General features: G+C 41.7%; 17 protein-coding genes. 4 read left to right on the top strand and 13 right to left on the bottom strand.

Going from position 1 to position 14,607, the window contains the following annotated elements:
- Positions 1-9: 9 nt before the first annotated feature.
- The gene (locus O9139_RS16665; RefSeq protein ID WP_270877747.1) at positions 10-177 is read right to left on the bottom strand and encodes a hypothetical protein; all 168 of its coding nucleotides are present in this window, start codon (positions 175-177) and stop codon (positions 10-12) included.
- Between the two features lie 465 nt (positions 178-642).
- Positions 643-2,514 carry a TnsD family Tn7-like transposition protein gene (locus tag O9139_RS16660; protein WP_270880587.1) on the bottom strand — a complete coding sequence of 624 codons (1,872 nt, stop codon included), beginning with the start codon at positions 2,512-2,514 and terminating at the stop codon, positions 643-645.
- Between the two features lie 171 nt (positions 2,515-2,685).
- Between O9139_RS16660 and O9139_RS16655 the strand changes: the two genes are divergently transcribed.
- Positions 2,686-3,039: a helix-turn-helix domain-containing protein gene (locus O9139_RS16655; RefSeq protein WP_270880586.1), complete on the top strand. Its 354-nt coding sequence runs from the start codon at positions 2,686-2,688 to the stop codon at positions 3,037-3,039.
- Positions 3,040-3,055: 16 nt separating this feature from the next.
- Here O9139_RS16655 and O9139_RS16650 read toward each other — a convergent pair whose 3' ends face one another.
- From O9139_RS16650 to O9139_RS16630, 5 genes are all read right to left on the bottom strand, one after another.
- Positions 3,056-3,418 (bottom strand): hypothetical protein, encoded by a 363-nt coding sequence (locus O9139_RS16650; protein WP_270880585.1) that lies wholly within the window; start codon positions 3,416-3,418, stop codon positions 3,056-3,058.
- Positions 3,419-3,560: 142 nt separating this feature from the next.
- Positions 3,561-4,532, bottom strand: a complete 972-nt coding sequence (locus tag O9139_RS16645; RefSeq protein ID WP_270880584.1) for a TnsD family Tn7-like transposition protein — start codon at positions 4,530-4,532, stop codon at positions 3,561-3,563.
- A 15-nt stretch (positions 4,533-4,547) separates the two neighbouring features.
- Positions 4,548-6,257, bottom strand: a complete 1,710-nt coding sequence (locus tag O9139_RS16640) for an ATP-binding protein (RefSeq protein WP_270880583.1) — start codon at positions 6,255-6,257, stop codon at positions 4,548-4,550.
- A complete protein-coding gene (locus tag O9139_RS16635) occupies positions 6,254-8,398 on the bottom strand; it encodes a Mu transposase C-terminal domain-containing protein (RefSeq protein ID WP_270880582.1) in 2,145 nt (714 codons plus the stop codon). Before O9139_RS16635 ends, O9139_RS16640 begins: the two co-directional genes overlap by 4 nt.
- The gene (locus O9139_RS16630; protein ID WP_270880581.1) at positions 8,395-9,213 is read right to left on the bottom strand and encodes a TnsA endonuclease N-terminal domain-containing protein; all 819 of its coding nucleotides are present in this window, start codon (positions 9,211-9,213) and stop codon (positions 8,395-8,397) included. Before O9139_RS16630 ends, O9139_RS16635 begins: the two co-directional genes overlap by 4 nt.
- A 320-nt stretch (positions 9,214-9,533) precedes the next feature.
- Here O9139_RS16630 and O9139_RS16625 point away from each other — a divergent pair, with 320 nt between their 5' ends.
- From O9139_RS16625 to clpP, 3 genes are read left to right on the top strand one after another with little or no spacing between them, the layout of a single operon-like run.
- The gene (locus tag O9139_RS16625) at positions 9,534-10,118 is read left to right on the top strand and encodes a winged helix-turn-helix domain-containing protein (protein WP_270880580.1); all 585 of its coding nucleotides are present in this window, start codon (positions 9,534-9,536) and stop codon (positions 10,116-10,118) included.
- Between the two features lie 12 nt (positions 10,119-10,130).
- Positions 10,131-10,388 carry a hypothetical protein gene (locus O9139_RS16620; protein WP_270880579.1) on the top strand — a complete coding sequence of 86 codons (258 nt, stop codon included), beginning with the start codon at positions 10,131-10,133 and terminating at the stop codon, positions 10,386-10,388.
- A 32-nt stretch (positions 10,389-10,420) separates the two neighbouring features.
- Positions 10,421-11,002 carry an ATP-dependent Clp endopeptidase proteolytic subunit ClpP gene (gene clpP, locus O9139_RS16615; RefSeq protein ID WP_270880578.1) on the top strand — a complete coding sequence of 194 codons (582 nt, stop codon included), beginning with the start codon at positions 10,421-10,423 and terminating at the stop codon, positions 11,000-11,002.
- Positions 11,003-11,051: 49 nt separating this feature from the next.
- Here the strand turns inward: clpP and O9139_RS16610 are convergent, their stop codons facing one another.
- The 6 genes from O9139_RS16610 to O9139_RS16585 all read right to left on the bottom strand — a co-directional run bounded on the left by O9139_RS16610 (position 11,052) and on the right by O9139_RS16585 (position 14,599).
- Entirely contained in the window at positions 11,052-12,239 is a 1,188-nt protein-coding gene (locus O9139_RS16610; protein ID WP_270880577.1) for a M24 family metallopeptidase, read from the bottom strand.
- A 226-nt stretch (positions 12,240-12,465) separates the two neighbouring features.
- On the bottom strand, positions 12,466-12,948 hold the full coding sequence (locus O9139_RS16605) for a hypothetical protein (protein ID WP_270880576.1): 483 nt from the start codon (positions 12,946-12,948) through the stop codon (positions 12,466-12,468).
- Positions 12,949-12,957: 9 nt separating this feature from the next.
- Positions 12,958-13,383, bottom strand: a complete 426-nt coding sequence (locus O9139_RS16600) for a hypothetical protein (RefSeq protein ID WP_270880575.1) — start codon at positions 13,381-13,383, stop codon at positions 12,958-12,960.
- Positions 13,380-13,526: a hypothetical protein gene (locus tag O9139_RS16595; RefSeq protein WP_270880574.1), complete on the bottom strand. Its 147-nt coding sequence runs from the start codon at positions 13,524-13,526 to the stop codon at positions 13,380-13,382. Before O9139_RS16595 ends, O9139_RS16600 begins: the two co-directional genes overlap by 4 nt.
- A complete protein-coding gene (locus O9139_RS16590; protein ID WP_270880573.1) occupies positions 13,523-13,672 on the bottom strand; it encodes a hypothetical protein in 150 nt (49 codons plus the stop codon). The genes O9139_RS16595 and O9139_RS16590 overlap by 4 nt, the downstream gene beginning before the upstream one ends.
- A 27-nt stretch (positions 13,673-13,699) precedes the next feature.
- A complete protein-coding gene (locus O9139_RS16585; protein WP_270880572.1) occupies positions 13,700-14,599 on the bottom strand; it encodes a hypothetical protein in 900 nt (299 codons plus the stop codon).
- Between the last annotated feature and the right edge of the window lie 8 nt (positions 14,600-14,607).

Here is a 14,607-nt window from a genome sequence, read left to right as displayed (position 1 = left end):
GTACTTTGCTTACGATTTCTTGAAAAAGATGAAATAGACGGAGACAAACACCGCAACTATTCCGATGTTGACGATTAGCCGGGTCGCAAAGTGATGTCTTAAGTAAAGTATATCGACACTCACGATAACGGCGATCATCACCACAATGAACAGCACTCGAAACAGGTTCCCTGTCATTTCACTCATCCTCTCAGAGATATCTACCGTTGCTTCCTGCGTTTACGCCACCGTTACCTGAAGATAGGATGCAGTTGCATCGTTCAGGTCATCCTTTGTAACCCTCACAACCTTCTTATTAAGCCCTTAAATAGAATGAATATGATCGGTTTTATTGTACCATATATTGGAACTAACCTGCCCGTTACTTTAATGAACATCGGAAAGGAGCTGCCCTTTGGCAACCATTATGGTCTAAAAACTTTAGAAACATATTGTAACCTCCTTTCAAATGGAATCACCGCAGATTCCCATTTAATATAATAGGAACCTGCGGTTATTAATTGTTTCCAGTTTAACAAATATCTCATTAATTCACTTCCAATTCTTGTTAAGCACTCACACAACTAATTATTTCAGATTTAACATTATTCACCTATGAGCTTCCTTCTTATCGTGAAAAGAACACACGCCTCTACAAACCTTTTATTTTATTTTATTAACTTCCTCAGCTAACCAGGCTTCAACTTCTTCCGTCATTATTTGGTAACACGCGAATTTACTTTGTATTAGTTTAACACTGAGTGTTAAATACCTAGATTTATGAAACCACTCTAATACATTCGGGAAGATTCTTCTTTGATACTGATCCTTTTGCTCGCAATGAATTCGAATTAGTTCAATGGTTTTTTTGAAATAATGTTTCCTCGGAGAATTTAATCTATTCCTAGACAAGCCACTTAGCCGACCAACAATAAGTGAGAAAGTTATCATTCGATTCGGATTTTCCTTGTATATCAAAGAAATCACGATATTCACTTCCTCAAACATATTCATATCAATTGTTTCGAAATCGACTATTTTAGAATGATGTATTTTTCTAGCAGGTAACACCTCCTCCATCCAACTTTTATCATTCTTCATTAGCCAATCATACGTAAATGTGTCTACGTTTCTGATCTCAGGTCTGCTTGCAGTATTTAGTGTGTTTAAAATATTAAGTAACTTCCCTTTTTTTTCTTGAAGCGTAACTTCATGCTGACTTTCATTATATTTTTTTAGCCGGAAATTTTTATTCTCTCTTTCTTTGTTGTAGATTCGAATGTGCTTCATAACTGAAACATCGCTAGAACATACTGAATCAGCTATTTCTTGGACTGTTTTACCAAGATCGTACTGGCTAATTACCTTGTTTATCCAGAGTTCACCGAATGATTCAACATTAAAATTCTCTTCAATTTCTACTTCCCCTGGTCTACTCTTCCTCGAATAGGAAAAGCCACAGATTGGACATTTGAATTCGCCTGTAACATATTCATGAACGTGACGAATGCACTTGTTAATTACTTTTTCTTTCTCTTTATACGAAGGACAAATTTTATTATGACAGGGCCACGGACCAACACCAAAAGGTAATGGAACAGAATATGATTCGCATGTGTTCAAAAACGAATTACTTTCACCATATAGCCATTTGGCCATCAATATATAGAGCATTGGAAATATATGGAAGTTTTTAATACCCAAAAAAAATGTAACCGATTTTGTTTTCAAAATATCGCTACGTGAAAGTCCAACTTTTTGTAAATCATTTTCAGAAATATTGAAAAGGAAACTTTCAAGTAACTTGACCTTGTATACAGCCCCCTTAAAATGAATAAATCCCCTATTACCTATAGCTCCATAAAGCTTACTTAAGAAAATGGAAGAATTCATTTCTCCTTTGTATGACATTAGTTTTTGTATAAATTCGTATAGATCTAGAAGAAAGGGATCTAATACAACCTTAGCTGCTTCTTTAGGCAACTCATGACCATTAGAACATTGAGGTAATATCATCATTTGGTGGGACGACTCACTCGCTAAGAGAGCACCACATTCGGGACATTCACTTATAAGATTACATCTGTGCTCCTTACAAAACGGAATAGTAGCAATTTGATGAATCCGATGAGAATAGACGTGTCCAAATTCTCTATAATCCTCGTGAGCACATTCAGTACAATAACGTACGTTAGGGGAAAGTAGCTTGGCACAAAGCTCTCTTACATAAAAGGAAGGATGACTAAACATTCGTGCAACTTGCTCAGCATTAATAAATGCTCTTATTAGAGGAGTGTATGTATGATTACTTATAAACAACTCTATTTCTTCATTTACTAGCCCTATTTGCTTGGCGAGTATATTCAAGTGAGGAGGCGTATCGTAATTCCTATTAATCCTATTTCCAAAAACCTCTTTCATAGATTTAAAACAGTCATCGTTAACTGACATAGCATGATATCTGTAAACTACACTTCGTATTTCTTCATCAGGGCGCATCTCTGGAAAATAGAATATATTCGAAATAGTATTCATCACATTTGTCTCCAATCAAAAAAGTCACTCCTAATCTAGTATTAGGAGTGAACTTAGTGAATATACGGTATGCCGAATACTAATACTTAATTACATGCAATAAATAATACTTTAATACCTATTACTACATCTCTATCCCTTATCTAAACTTTTTAATAGAGGTGAGATAAGATGAGGTCAACTTTACTATTTAGTTTAGGCGAGAGGATTCGTGATTTAAGGAAATTAAAGGGACTCTCCCAAGAAGAGCTAGGTGAAAGATCAGGTTTTCATTTCACTTATATCGGCGGTTTGGAAAGAGGAGAACGTAATATTTCACTTGTTAATCTTGAAAAAGTGGCCAGCAGTCTTTCTGTCAATTTGTATGAATTATTGCAAGCAGCTGAATCTTCTGAACTAAAGTCATTCTCATCTATCCACGAAGCTGCAACAAAAGAAATTACTGTAGCTTTGAAACAATTTGATGATAAAGAGGTTGTCATGCTTCAGAATATAATTCGCGAAATCAAGAAAGTTTATAAATAGTGGGCCTACTAATTATTCAACTGCAGCTATTATCTTCCCCGATAATGATGCGTTGAATTTTTCTTTTTCTTAAATGTTTATAATTATTTTTCAGAACTTGAATTTTTGCATGATATTCCTCAACATCACTTTTACTCATCGTCGTAACCTCCGATATTAAATAAGCGTAGCATAGCCTCCATTCTTCTAATTTTATTAAAATTGTTTCCTTCATTAATGGTTCGTACAACACATCGACACGCTTATCTTCCATGCAATGATCGGGATGAAATAGTTGATTCTTTACAGCGATGGGACATGAATAGAAATGATCTCTGAATAAAATACCATTACTTGTAATAACTCCTTCATCCAAGAGTAAATAATCCACCTGTTCCATTTTCTCGCTTCCTCCTTCAGGTCTTTTAACTACTAGTATAATTATGGCCAAATAATATAATTATAATACTTTTAAACACTAATATTTGAATACTTTTTCATTAGAGAATGAATAAAAAAACATCAGGAAGATCCTGACACTTTCATGCAACATTTGAATTTTGGCCTATAGGATCATTTTTCTTTAAGCGAACTACTAATTCACTAATTGAACCAAACAGAAATCGAATTAATAATAGATGCTGAAGAGGATGAAATATGGTTTGTTTCTTGAGGTATATGGACGTAAGCCAATCCCCGTTGTCATTAAAATGACAGTCAAATCGAGCAAGAAACGACTCTGGAAAGGCCTTCTGCATGTCATTCCTTAATCTCGTTAAATTAACTCTCCTATTCTTCCCACAATAACCTAGCTCTCTCAAGCCTACTTCATAAACTTCACTCCAGTTAAAAGAATGCTCATCAAGATGGCATACAAAACTGACATCTTGTGCTAACTCAATCATAAGTTCAATATGCTCGTCGCGAAAGTTATTTAGAGGAATGACCTTTGTTAAATCATGTCCATTTTCACAATATCGATTTAGACGAGTTAAATTTCCCTTTTTGGGTTTAAATTCTGCCGAACACACAGGACATTTTGACTCTAATGAGACGTGATGAGCTAAACACATATGTACTCCTGGCAAATGATGTGATCTGTGCCAGTAGGGTGTGCCAAACATCTCATCATCATTTATTAAACACATCCGGCAATATTTAAGTGAGGTTATCCTTAAATTATTTTTTATTCCCAGAATATGATTAGCATAGTTTTTACCCTCTCCACGAAACATCTTGTATAAATGATCAACCCTTCCCCTATTAAGAAAAGGCACAAAGAGGGGAAATATCGTATGCTCGTAGATTATTTGGTTAACGTCTATGATGTTATTCAGTTGAGCCACTAAGTAATCTAAATTCTTCGGGTATGACGGATCGAATACCATATGAGGCATTCCAAACAAATCATCCAGAGTCTGCATTACTTCCGCATTACCACTTTCATTGTGATACCTCGCACAGCAGCTATAGAAGAGCTCATCAGAGAACATCGAAGGAAATGACACTATCACTCCGTTTCCCCCTTATTAACTGATAAACTCTGTAGGTATCTTAATCAAACCTGCTTTAAATAATGATTCTTCTACCGATAAACCATCAGTTTCGCCATTCATTACAACATACCTGATATCATCCTCATTCATCAAAGGAGATTCCTTCTTAACCTTTGTAAGCTTGGGCAGGACATTCGTATTTTCCCTTTTCTTCCTTGTCTGCGTCTGCTTTTGCTTTAGAATTAGATCTGCTAATTGTTGATACATAGAGCTAACTTCCCCCATTCCATTACTAGCGTCATACACTGTTCTGGAAAGTAGCTCCGCTTTTTCAATATCAACCAACTTACTTGCAAATTGTATGAGATTAGCTAGGATTTCATCCCTTTTGTTCGCCTGTATTACCCGTTCATGCTCTTCAGCTAACTCACCATGGACATACACTCTATGGTTGACCTCTTTTAAATACTTGTTAAATTCCGTCCAATCGGGCTTTACATCTTCATACTCAACTAACGCTGCCGTATCCCCTCTTCGTATTCTTTCGAACAAGGGTTGTACCAGCCTTAGACTACTATTAGCAACAGAATGAATTAATCCAGGGGTAATGACTTCAGATTCCCCTTGAATAATCGCTTGACATTGAACGTGCATAAAAAGCTTTACCACAATATCTGCAATCCCCATACTATGGTAATACATTACTTTCTTTAATTCTTCCGTAAGCTCTGTCTTCGTTAGTGTATATTGTAAATCCCATAAAGCCTCGATGAGTTGTTCCCATTCATCACTATCTTCTAACATTCGATCTGTGATGTTCTCAGTGAAAGAATCCGGAATGCCTCGTCTAGAATTGGCTAATGATTTGTTAAATAAATAGAGTGACTTAAACGTTCCCATAACGATAATGGGAATTCCTATCGTATTCGTAAGCTCTGTAATGAATTCAATCATCCTATCGTCGCCACCTGAGTGTGCTTTATGAACTCTATTAATTTCATCTATGACTAAAACACCCAAGTTAATTAGATTTGCGACTTTGACCATCCTGTTAACTAACTTTTCAATTGTCCCCCCCTTCTCACCAAATCTCTCGTAGTAATCGGTGCCAAGTAATTTATCTACTTCCCTGTAAAAGTTGCGACATAACGCCCCTAATGATTTATTGCTTGGACATTCGACATGTAGCCAAACCACCTGTGTTCGTTTTAGCGGTTTCCCATTATAAGATGTATGGTGAATAACTTGCGGAAAAAGCTCCAACAGTTTTTTTTGAGCGATTGTTTTACCAATACCGCTCAAACCAATCTCGGCATACATTTCGGCAGTATGACAGACTCCAGCAAGGTTTCTTCCTTCGAAATCAGTGCCATGCTCAAATATCTCATCGATTCCAACAGAATACTGTCTATTATATTCTGGAGACAATGGATTCCTTGACTGATAACCAATCTTTAGCATGTTGTAAAGCTGCCGGTATTTTGAAAACTGGGATTCTAAAGGCAGCCAGAAACTTTTACCGATTTGTTGTACTAACGCTAACCGATCCTCGGCATCAACTCTGGAGAGATCTCCTCTAAAGGCAGGAATACTGAACAACTTATCGTACAAATCATTTTTATTAAGGCGATTAGGTAATGCCTCAATGTGAGGGTTTCCTTGATTCTCCGGGATCGCTTGTTCACTGTATACCGCTTTGCAATGACGACCACTGATTACTCTTAAATTTGGATTTGTGCTCATAAGCCAATCTCCTTCTTCATACTTTTATATTTGTTTTTCAGAAAATCATTCATGTTATTACTTAACTCATACTTTTCCACATTTATGGTTTCTACGGCTTCAGTTACATGGTTATCGCTATTTTTTACAACTGAAGTCAACGCTGCTTGAGAACTTCTATTCATAGCTTCGCTGACTCTTTTATCTCTCTTACGAGTTTTTAACTCAGATTTGCTCTTCCCTAAATTCTCAGCTTTAGTCAGTTTGACATCCTCTTTAATTAAATTTGAAGTAATGGCATTAAATTCGGCCTTTGTTTGTTTGTCTGAATTGGAGTTATTTTTATATTGTTGGCTTCTAAACTCAAAGATCGCTTTAACATCTTCGAAACACAGATTTTCATATTCTTGATATTTAGGTGTTAATCTACAATAAATAAATGATGCATCTTGTAACTGGATGATGATTTGACTACAGTTTCTTGAATCAAAAGCGATGGTGACGCTGGAATTCCCTTCGATACACTCACTATCGAACCATCCCTTCTCCTCGCCGATTTCACAGCTATAGCATAGTTTTTTAAATTCGATCCCGAATCTAGTGACTTTTGCTGTTTCTTTTGGTAACAGTGCATAATGAATGGTGGAAGTTGGCCTTTCATGCAAAAGCATTCTCTTCTTTCCCCATTCCCACAACGAATTTGGTGTTAGCTCCACATTCTCTTTAAACATCTCAGGAGTAACTAGAAATTCCCTCGGTAATGACATTTTGTTAAAAGCAAGTATATGTTCAATCATGATCCGATTAAATGTGTCAAAAGTAATTGCAGCTGTGTCAGAGGGATTCGGATCACCTGGATCTCTTTTTTCCTTTGTTATTGCACCAGCTTTGCCAAGAATTCGTTTGATCATATCATTTTTGATTCGAAAATGTTGTTCAATTACTGCTTTTAATTCAGGCCGATATGACGGAGTATTGGCAATTCTTACTCCTAGAGAAACGATTCCGTTTGGATATTTGCTTTTCATTTCCCCTCTGTCTGCGACAATCTCTCTAGGTAAATTAGCCGCGGGCCAATCTTCTTCATTAATAAGAATATTAAATCGTTTACAATACTCCACTTTATTGGTTGAAGCATTTTCTAATGCCATCATTGCCCCTTCTATCCATGAAGCATGTTTAAGACTTGAAGAGTAGCCTACAACTTTACGTGAAAAAACATCTTTAACAATAAAAGTAGTAGGTCTGCCAATAGGAGTCCTTCCATCTATAGCAACAACCTCAACATCGGATGGTGTAGAATCTATTTGATACAGCGCCCCTGGTCCTTCTAAATAAACTGAATTACTATTCAGTAACGCTCTAAAATCTTTTTCTGCATTTCTTCGACCAACTTTGTGTGCTTTTCTAGTTTTAAACGGATACTCTTTGTTATACCAGTATCTAAATTGGCGCTCTGATGGCGCATCTTTCTCTACAATTATCGGCACTAGCGCTCCTCTTGTGCGATATCCAGGCTTTTTATAGTAGTTCTCAAGTAACTGTTGATGAGCATCACGAATATTTAATCTACCTTCAATGATATATTTATTCACAGTATCCTGAAAATTTGAAATATCACTCTCAGTGAGCTGATAGACATTTGGCCCCCTTTTGCCAGGTCTTTTGATATATTCTCTTTCTTCACCTTTTAATCCACACTCATGATAATTATTTAATAGACCGTTTATATTTTTACCGTAAAACCAATACCTTTTTAAAGCATCGTAGATGACATTTTCTTTCACTTTAAATTTTTCCATTACACTTTTAATTAATTGCCATCTAGCTTTTGGATCGTAAATTTCCGGCTCCATTTGCACAATTTCTTTAATTAATTCCCATTTGGCATCTCTGCCCTCAACATACTTAGTTAAATATTCATCTGTGGGATACATGATTTGTTGATCCGGCTCATGGTCTAGTTTCGATACTTTTTTTTGTTGGAGATCGCTAATTAATTGTTCTGTACTCATAATGAATGGGAACTCCATTTGTTTTGAGTTAGTAGCGTTCATTACAATAATTTGAGATCTATCTTCGGAACACCAAAGAACTCTGAGGATATGATCATTACTACCATTCAAACTAGGAAGATGATAAACAGAACCCTCTAGTATCATTGTCTGCTTCCTCCTGTTATGAATAGTGGTTTCGACATTCTAATTTGTTGATTTATCATATCCGTATGCCAATGTTTATTAGATAATTGGTGCTTCAAAATAAACATGCACGATCCTTCCTCTAGACCGAGTTGTTTATCACCTTGCTGACATAACTTTTGAATGGGGATTTGACCGTTATCTTTTGTAAGCAAATGAAGGAATGCCTCAGAAATATGATCGATCACTTCCAAGTCTATTCCTTGTCTGCTTTCCAAGTATTTACCTTCGTACATCCATTCCACATTCTTTACTAGATTCATAGGTAAATGTGTAGAAAGAATAATTCCCCAATCTATGCCTTGCTCTTTAAAAAAGTTTTTTTCTATTTGAAAGAGTTCTAGGGTTCTCGGAGTCAAATCGCTAGGAACCTTAACTGTTCTAACAACATCTTCTAATCCTTTCTCAGTCTCAATTGTAATCAAAAAATCTGTCGTTGCATGAACAGGTGTATTATCTTTATTTGCATGCTTAATATTTAATTGCTCCGCAATTTCAATACTTCGTTCAATCGGGGTAAGTGGGTATTGTTCTCTAATGTCAACGACAGCATCTGACCAGCTTAGTACCATGAGATAGCGACATTCTTCTTTAGAAAGAGTGTGATGTATTCTACCGGTCTTCCATCCCAACTCCCGAATAAGATATCCTTCAGAAGGTGTTTTGTTGTCGCTTACTTGAATGAAAGGTTTATAATCCTTTCCATATCCTTGACCTCTTCCATCCTTAAGTCTATTCATCTGCGTCTTGCGAATAGCATTACCTCTATTCATCATTCATTCCCCCTAAAATAAAATATGCGTTCACCCAATGGAGTGAACGCAGCAGTTGACTAAGGACATGAAAGGTCCTTACATCTCGGTATTATATAATCTCGCCAAACTAGCCATTCCCTATACTTCAAAACTTTGTTTGTTACTTCAAAACTTTATTTGTTACTTCAGAACTTTATATGTCACTTCAAAACTTTATTGTCTACTTCAAAACTTATTTGTCAACCAACAAAAAAATTAGGCATCCGCCATTTGACATTCCAGCATCCACGTAATAAAATATTTTTACGTAACATACATTTTGTATTGGAGGCACCTACTCCATGTTAAACGATATTCAAGACAGCTACTATGTAGAGTCGCCCGAGCAAGCCACACTCTTGCTGCATCCACTCCGCGGGGAAATTATCGCCCAGCTGATGGAGCCGGCTTCCGCGGCAGAAGTAGCCCGGCAGATTGGCGAAACCGCGCAGCGCATCAATTATCATCTGAAAGCGCTGGAGAAAGCTGGTCTCGTGCACAAAGTCGGCACCCGCCAAGTGCGCAACCTTGTAGAAGTGCTGTACCGATCCATCGCCCGCACCTTTGTTCTTGCCGAGTCCCTCAGCATGAAGCCGGAAACCTTACAGAAGCTCAAGGATCAAAGCTCGCTGGCCCATCTCATCACCACATCGGAGCGAATCAAGCGGGATGCGATGCAGCTAATGGAGCAATCGGATACAGATGAAATCATCCCTAGCGCTTCGCTGCAGTTTCAGGTGCAGTTAGCTACAGAGCAGGAACGGCAATCTTTTGTTGATGAATATACAGCCATGGTCCAGCAGTTAGTCAACCGTTATGTGAGCCGGCCCGAGCATGATTCCTCGTACCATGTACATCTCGCAGTTTACCCCAAGCCCAAAGAATAAGGAGGTTCTCCCATGAGCCAAACCACCGATCAAACGCGCATACCGCAACCCGAATCTGCGCCTGTCATTGTCTGGGAACAACAAGCCAACCGTCCGCAGGAGCAAGAAGGCAATGTCATTTCCATCGATGCTTACCGCCGTGGCAGCTCATCAGAAGCGACCGTCACTACCCGGACACTCGCATCAGAATCGCCCGTCCGACTTGTCATCGTTTCCTCGGGCTTCGGCCAAAAGCCTGCCCACAATACCGTACGAAACGCAGCTGCTTAAAGTAAAAAGCCCAAATCGAAAGGATGATTCTCATGAGCTTCATTCCTATGGTCGTTGAACAATCCGGGCGCGGCGAGCGCTCCTATGACATTTACTCCAGACTGCTAAAAGACCGCATCGTGTTTGTCGGCACCGCAATCGACGATCAAGTGGCGAACGCGATCATCGCACAGCTGCTGTTCCTATCTGCCGAAGATCCGGAAAAAGACATCTCCCTATATATTAACTCTCCGGGCGGCTCCACCTCGGCTGGGCTTGCGATCTACGACACGATGCATTTCATCAAACCTGACGTCTCCACAATCTGCGTGGGCATGGCTGCTTCTATGGGAGCGATTCTACTGACCGCCGGCGCACCGGGCAAAAGATTTGCACTTCCCAACGCCGAAGTCATGATTCACCAGCCTTGGGGTGGCGCACAGGGGCAAGCCAGCGATATTCATATACGCGCGCAGCATATTCTCAAAACGCGGCATACCCTGAACCGCATTATTGCAGAAACAAGCAAGCAGCCGATGGATAAAGTCGAGCGTGACACGGACCGTGACTATTACTTAACAGCAGAAGAAGCACGAGCTTACGGCCTGATTGATAGAGTCATCGAAAAATTATAAAAAAACTGCTCCGGGATCGCGATCGTTCCTGGAGCAGTTTTTTGGCTTATTAAATGACGATTAAGCCCCCTCGGGAGATCGTCAGCTTTTCAAAACCAATTTCCGTAATGAGATAGGTATCTTCAATCCCGACGACACCTCGCCCTGGAAACGTAAATTTCGGCTCGATAGCGATTACCATGCCTGGCGCAAGCGGGTATTTGAACCCTTTGGCGAGAACAGGCAGTTCGTCGATCTCGAGCCCGATGCCATGACCAAGAAACTTCACTTGGTCATCGCCGTACCCCATGAAGTGGGCGCTCAGCCCCGCTTCTTGCACTTGATCGAGCGCGAGCAAATACAGATGCTCGCTGATCGTCCCTGGCGCCAGCCTTGCCTCAGTGGCGCGCAATACCTGCTCCGCGACCTCGTAGGCGCGCAGCAGCTCAGGCTCCAGACCGCCGATCACGAGCGTGCGCGTCTGGTCAATGACATAACCGTCGATGCTGCAGCCGATATCGACGAGAATCGGTTCGCCGCGCTGCAGCAGCGCGCGCCCCGAGCTTTGCGGGCTGGACGGGTGGAGTCCCGTACCCCCGGCCGGCCCGTCAAAATAGGTGGGCACCGCCGCCGACGCGCCAGCCGCAACCATTCCGGTGATTAACTCGGAATTGTAAGCTCGCATGCGCATAAGGCCTTGGTGCCCGCGCAAGCGGAGCTGATGCTCGATGAGCGCCATCAGCTCGAACTCCGCCATCCCCTCGCGAATGCTCGGGATGGCAGCCTCCAACGCTGCGTCTACGACAGACGCAGCCTGGCGGATCGCCGCGACTTCGTCCGGCGATTTGATCATGCGCTGCTCCCGGATGAGCAGCGAGCCGTCTTCCCAGGCCGCGCCGGGCAGCGCGACCTGCAGCCGTTGAAACTGCTGGACGGGCAGCACGTCCAGCTCCGTCGCCAGCCGCACCGTGCCGGCTGCGGCATCCAGCAGCCCAGGATAGCGGGCTGCGAGACGCTCTTTGAGCGTCTTCAAAGAGCCGAGCGGCTCGACGCTCGCTGACGCCTCCGACTCCGCTCGAACCAAACTCCGGCGAACCAGATACAGCGGTTCGCCCGCTGCGGGAATAAACAAATATCCGGTCTGCATCGAGCCGGTATAATAATACAAATCAATATTTTGCGTGATGAGAAAGCCAGACCATCCCCGCTGAACGACCTCGGCCTGCAGCCGCCGCTGTCTTTGCTCGAATACATTCATGCCGCGTATCTCTCCTTCGAACCACATGAGTGTGTAACCTTCTTCCCTTCACATTACCTACATCCTCTTCAAAATGCAATTCACACCAACAGTATGATTATGAAGAGCCGCTTGAGTCCGACTGTGCCTGCTTGTAAAGAGGTGGGGATCGGTTGAAAGTACAGTAGTTCGAATATGCAGATTAGAGCGCTATATTGTGCATCGCAGGCAAAAAAGCGCGTACATTTCAATACACCATCTCTGCAGAAGACTTGATCGTCCATGTGATGGGCTGCAGAACTGAATAGGTTCGCGGGTACTCCAACCGGATAAACATAATGACCCCCGGCCGCTCCAGCGTCACGTCAAATTCATGCTCCGCGTCCATATACCTATAAGGAAATACTTCCTGATCATTCACGATCTTAAACAACACGACCTCAACCCGGCTGCGCAAGAAAGAACCTGGAAGCGGATCGTTAATGCCGTTTAATTTCAAATTCGTTTGCAAGTAGCGGAGCGCCTCTTCTTGCGCCTTGCTTTCATCAATCGCATGAACACCTGCGGCCAGCTTCATCGGATCGCTCTGCTGCGCAGCCGCATGCACCGCACGATTCAAAGCATGTTTGCCTTGAAACAGCGTATGCAGCGCCACCTCCTCATCCGTTTGCAGCGCGTACATCGTCATGTATACTACACTCATCAGCAGTAACAGCAGCAGTTTGTACATCTTATCTCCTTACGGTACATACTCGCTCATTTTCATACCGACAGCCCCCATCCTGTCGGTTTCTCCAGGAACAGCGATCCCGATCAGACGATCAATGACGAACAGTCGGTGATAGGGATAAGTAATCTTCAAGATCACCCCATTTCCTCTCACAACCGGCCGGTTCTGGTCCGTCCCGCCCAACCCCGAAGTCGTAGACACGGCATATACAAGGTCTGTAGGCACAAAGCCATGCTGCGCCATGCGTTCCTTGGATTCCCGAATCATGGCCTCGTCAATATAACCGTGTCTGCCATTCATACCGATTTCCAACATGTAGTCGACCTCTTTTTGCAGGAACGCTTGCCGGACGATAAGCACATGCTTGTAGACAGGCGAGAACATGAACCAACAAAGCATAGTGGCAAATAAAATAAACACGAGGATTTGTTTCATGGATTAATGCGCTCAATCGTTCCGTTCATGCGTCCACCGCTGTCTGTCACCTGCTTTCTCGTACCTGCATTTCCGCCTACAGCTTGGTTATAGATCGCAATGACGACTATGATGAGCATAACGGTAATCAAAATCGCTTTCATGGTTGCAGAGCAGTGACATTGGTATTCGCCTTCGTACCGTGGGTCTCAATATTTTTTCTCATTCCGCTCGAACCGTCATTAATAATGGTCGTAAACAAAAAGGCCACAACAATCAGCATCATGACCGTCATTAAAATATTTCTCATCAGCGCCCGCTCCTCGCAAATTTATATTTAGTTAATAGAATTAAATAATTGCTGTCCCTCGACAATCCACGGATACATGAACACTCGGAACGTATTCATAATCGGCAGCCCAGCCATTACGAACAGCACATAGGACACGGCTTCTTTCCTGCTGTCACGGACCAATTCCAGCTTCTCTTTGTAATCCTGTATACGCTGCTTCAACAGATCGTAATAACTGCCATGCTCATTCATTCTTAACGCATTTAACGTTTCACCGAAACTGAACGCCTCCTCCGTGCCCAGCCTTAGCTTAAAGTGCTGTATCGCAGTTTCCGCATCCTGATACCATTCGTTAAGCATCGTTTGAAAAACCGGCTTCACCGAGCTCGTCTGCGGCATGCAAAGCACCAGCTTGGCATGCAAGTTCAGGCGCGAATCATTGTAATACAGCAGATGATGGCTAATCACATAAATCTCCTTCACGATTCGGTGTGCCCGCTGCGTCTTAAGTTGTGACAGCAGTTTTTTATCTGAGGCGAGTAAGATAAACATACATCCGGAGATTGTCATGACATATACAGGATGTATGTGCCAAGGAAGCAGCGGATGCCGGTAGGCAAAATATCCGCCGATCATAACTCCTGCTGTTCCAAGCATGAGCAGACGCCTCCATCCTTCATACAAGGCTGCGTTGATCCTCATGCCGCATCCGTTAAGCAGCTGCTGCTTCTCCTCCACAAGACGCTGACTCACGCCCAGCAGCTTAATGAAACCAACCGGAAGATTCGCTCTATGCATAGCTTGCTTGACTCGCCAAGATCGCCATCGCTTCGGTTTAACCGGGATTAGGCTCAATAAACGAAGAAAGATCATCATGAACAACATGAACAACACGATATTCGAAGCCACATGCAAGACAGCCCAGTAGATGCTGCCGATCACCATCACGCCCA

Source organism: Paenibacillus aestuarii (assembly GCF_027789125.1).
GTDB lineage: Bacteria > Bacillota > Bacilli > Paenibacillales > NBRC-103111 > Paenibacillus_E > Paenibacillus_E aestuarii.
This window is presented reverse-complemented; position numbering and strand designations above follow the sequence as displayed.

Excerpts from the sequence above, each read along its gene's own strand:
- O9139_RS16655 (WP_270880586.1), top strand. The coding sequence starts at position 2,686 with ATGAGGTCAACTTTACTATTTAGTTTAGGCGAGAGGATTCGTGATTTA.
- O9139_RS16635 (WP_270880582.1), bottom strand. The coding sequence starts at position 8,398 with ATGATACTAGAGGGTTCTGTTTATCATCTTCCTAGTTTGAATGGTAGT.
- clpP (WP_270880578.1), top strand. The coding sequence starts at position 10,421 with ATGAGCTTCATTCCTATGGTCGTTGAACAATCCGGGCGCGGCGAGCGC.
- O9139_RS16595 (WP_270880574.1), bottom strand. The coding sequence starts at position 13,526 with ATGAAAGCGATTTTGATTACCGTTATGCTCATCATAGTCGTCATTGCG.
- O9139_RS16665 (WP_270877747.1), bottom strand. The coding sequence starts at position 177 with ATGACAGGGAACCTGTTTCGAGTGCTGTTCATTGTGGTGATGATCGCC.
- O9139_RS16650 (WP_270880585.1), bottom strand. The coding sequence starts at position 3,418 with ATGGAACAGGTGGATTATTTACTCTTGGATGAAGGAGTTATTACAAGT.
- O9139_RS16600 (WP_270880575.1), bottom strand. The coding sequence starts at position 13,383 with ATGAAACAAATCCTCGTGTTTATTTTATTTGCCACTATGCTTTGTTGG.
- O9139_RS16605 (WP_270880576.1), bottom strand. The coding sequence starts at position 12,948 with ATGTACAAACTGCTGCTGTTACTGCTGATGAGTGTAGTATACATGACG.
- O9139_RS16620 (WP_270880579.1), top strand. The coding sequence starts at position 10,131 with ATGAGCCAAACCACCGATCAAACGCGCATACCGCAACCCGAATCTGCG.
- O9139_RS16585 (WP_270880572.1), bottom strand. The coding sequence starts at position 14,599 with ATGGTGATCGGCAGCATCTACTGGGCTGTCTTGCATGTGGCTTCGAAT.
- O9139_RS16660 (WP_270880587.1), bottom strand. The coding sequence starts at position 2,514 with ATGAATACTATTTCGAATATATTCTATTTTCCAGAGATGCGCCCTGAT.
- O9139_RS16630 (WP_270880581.1), bottom strand. The coding sequence starts at position 9,213 with ATGATGAATAGAGGTAATGCTATTCGCAAGACGCAGATGAATAGACTT.
- O9139_RS16610 (WP_270880577.1), bottom strand. The coding sequence starts at position 12,239 with ATGAATGTATTCGAGCAAAGACAGCGGCGGCTGCAGGCCGAGGTCGTT.
- O9139_RS16625 (WP_270880580.1), top strand. The coding sequence starts at position 9,534 with ATGTTAAACGATATTCAAGACAGCTACTATGTAGAGTCGCCCGAGCAA.
- O9139_RS16640 (WP_270880583.1), bottom strand. The coding sequence starts at position 6,257 with ATGAGCACAAATCCAAATTTAAGAGTAATCAGTGGTCGTCATTGCAAA.
- O9139_RS16590 (WP_270880573.1), bottom strand. The coding sequence starts at position 13,672 with ATGAGAAATATTTTAATGACGGTCATGATGCTGATTGTTGTGGCCTTT.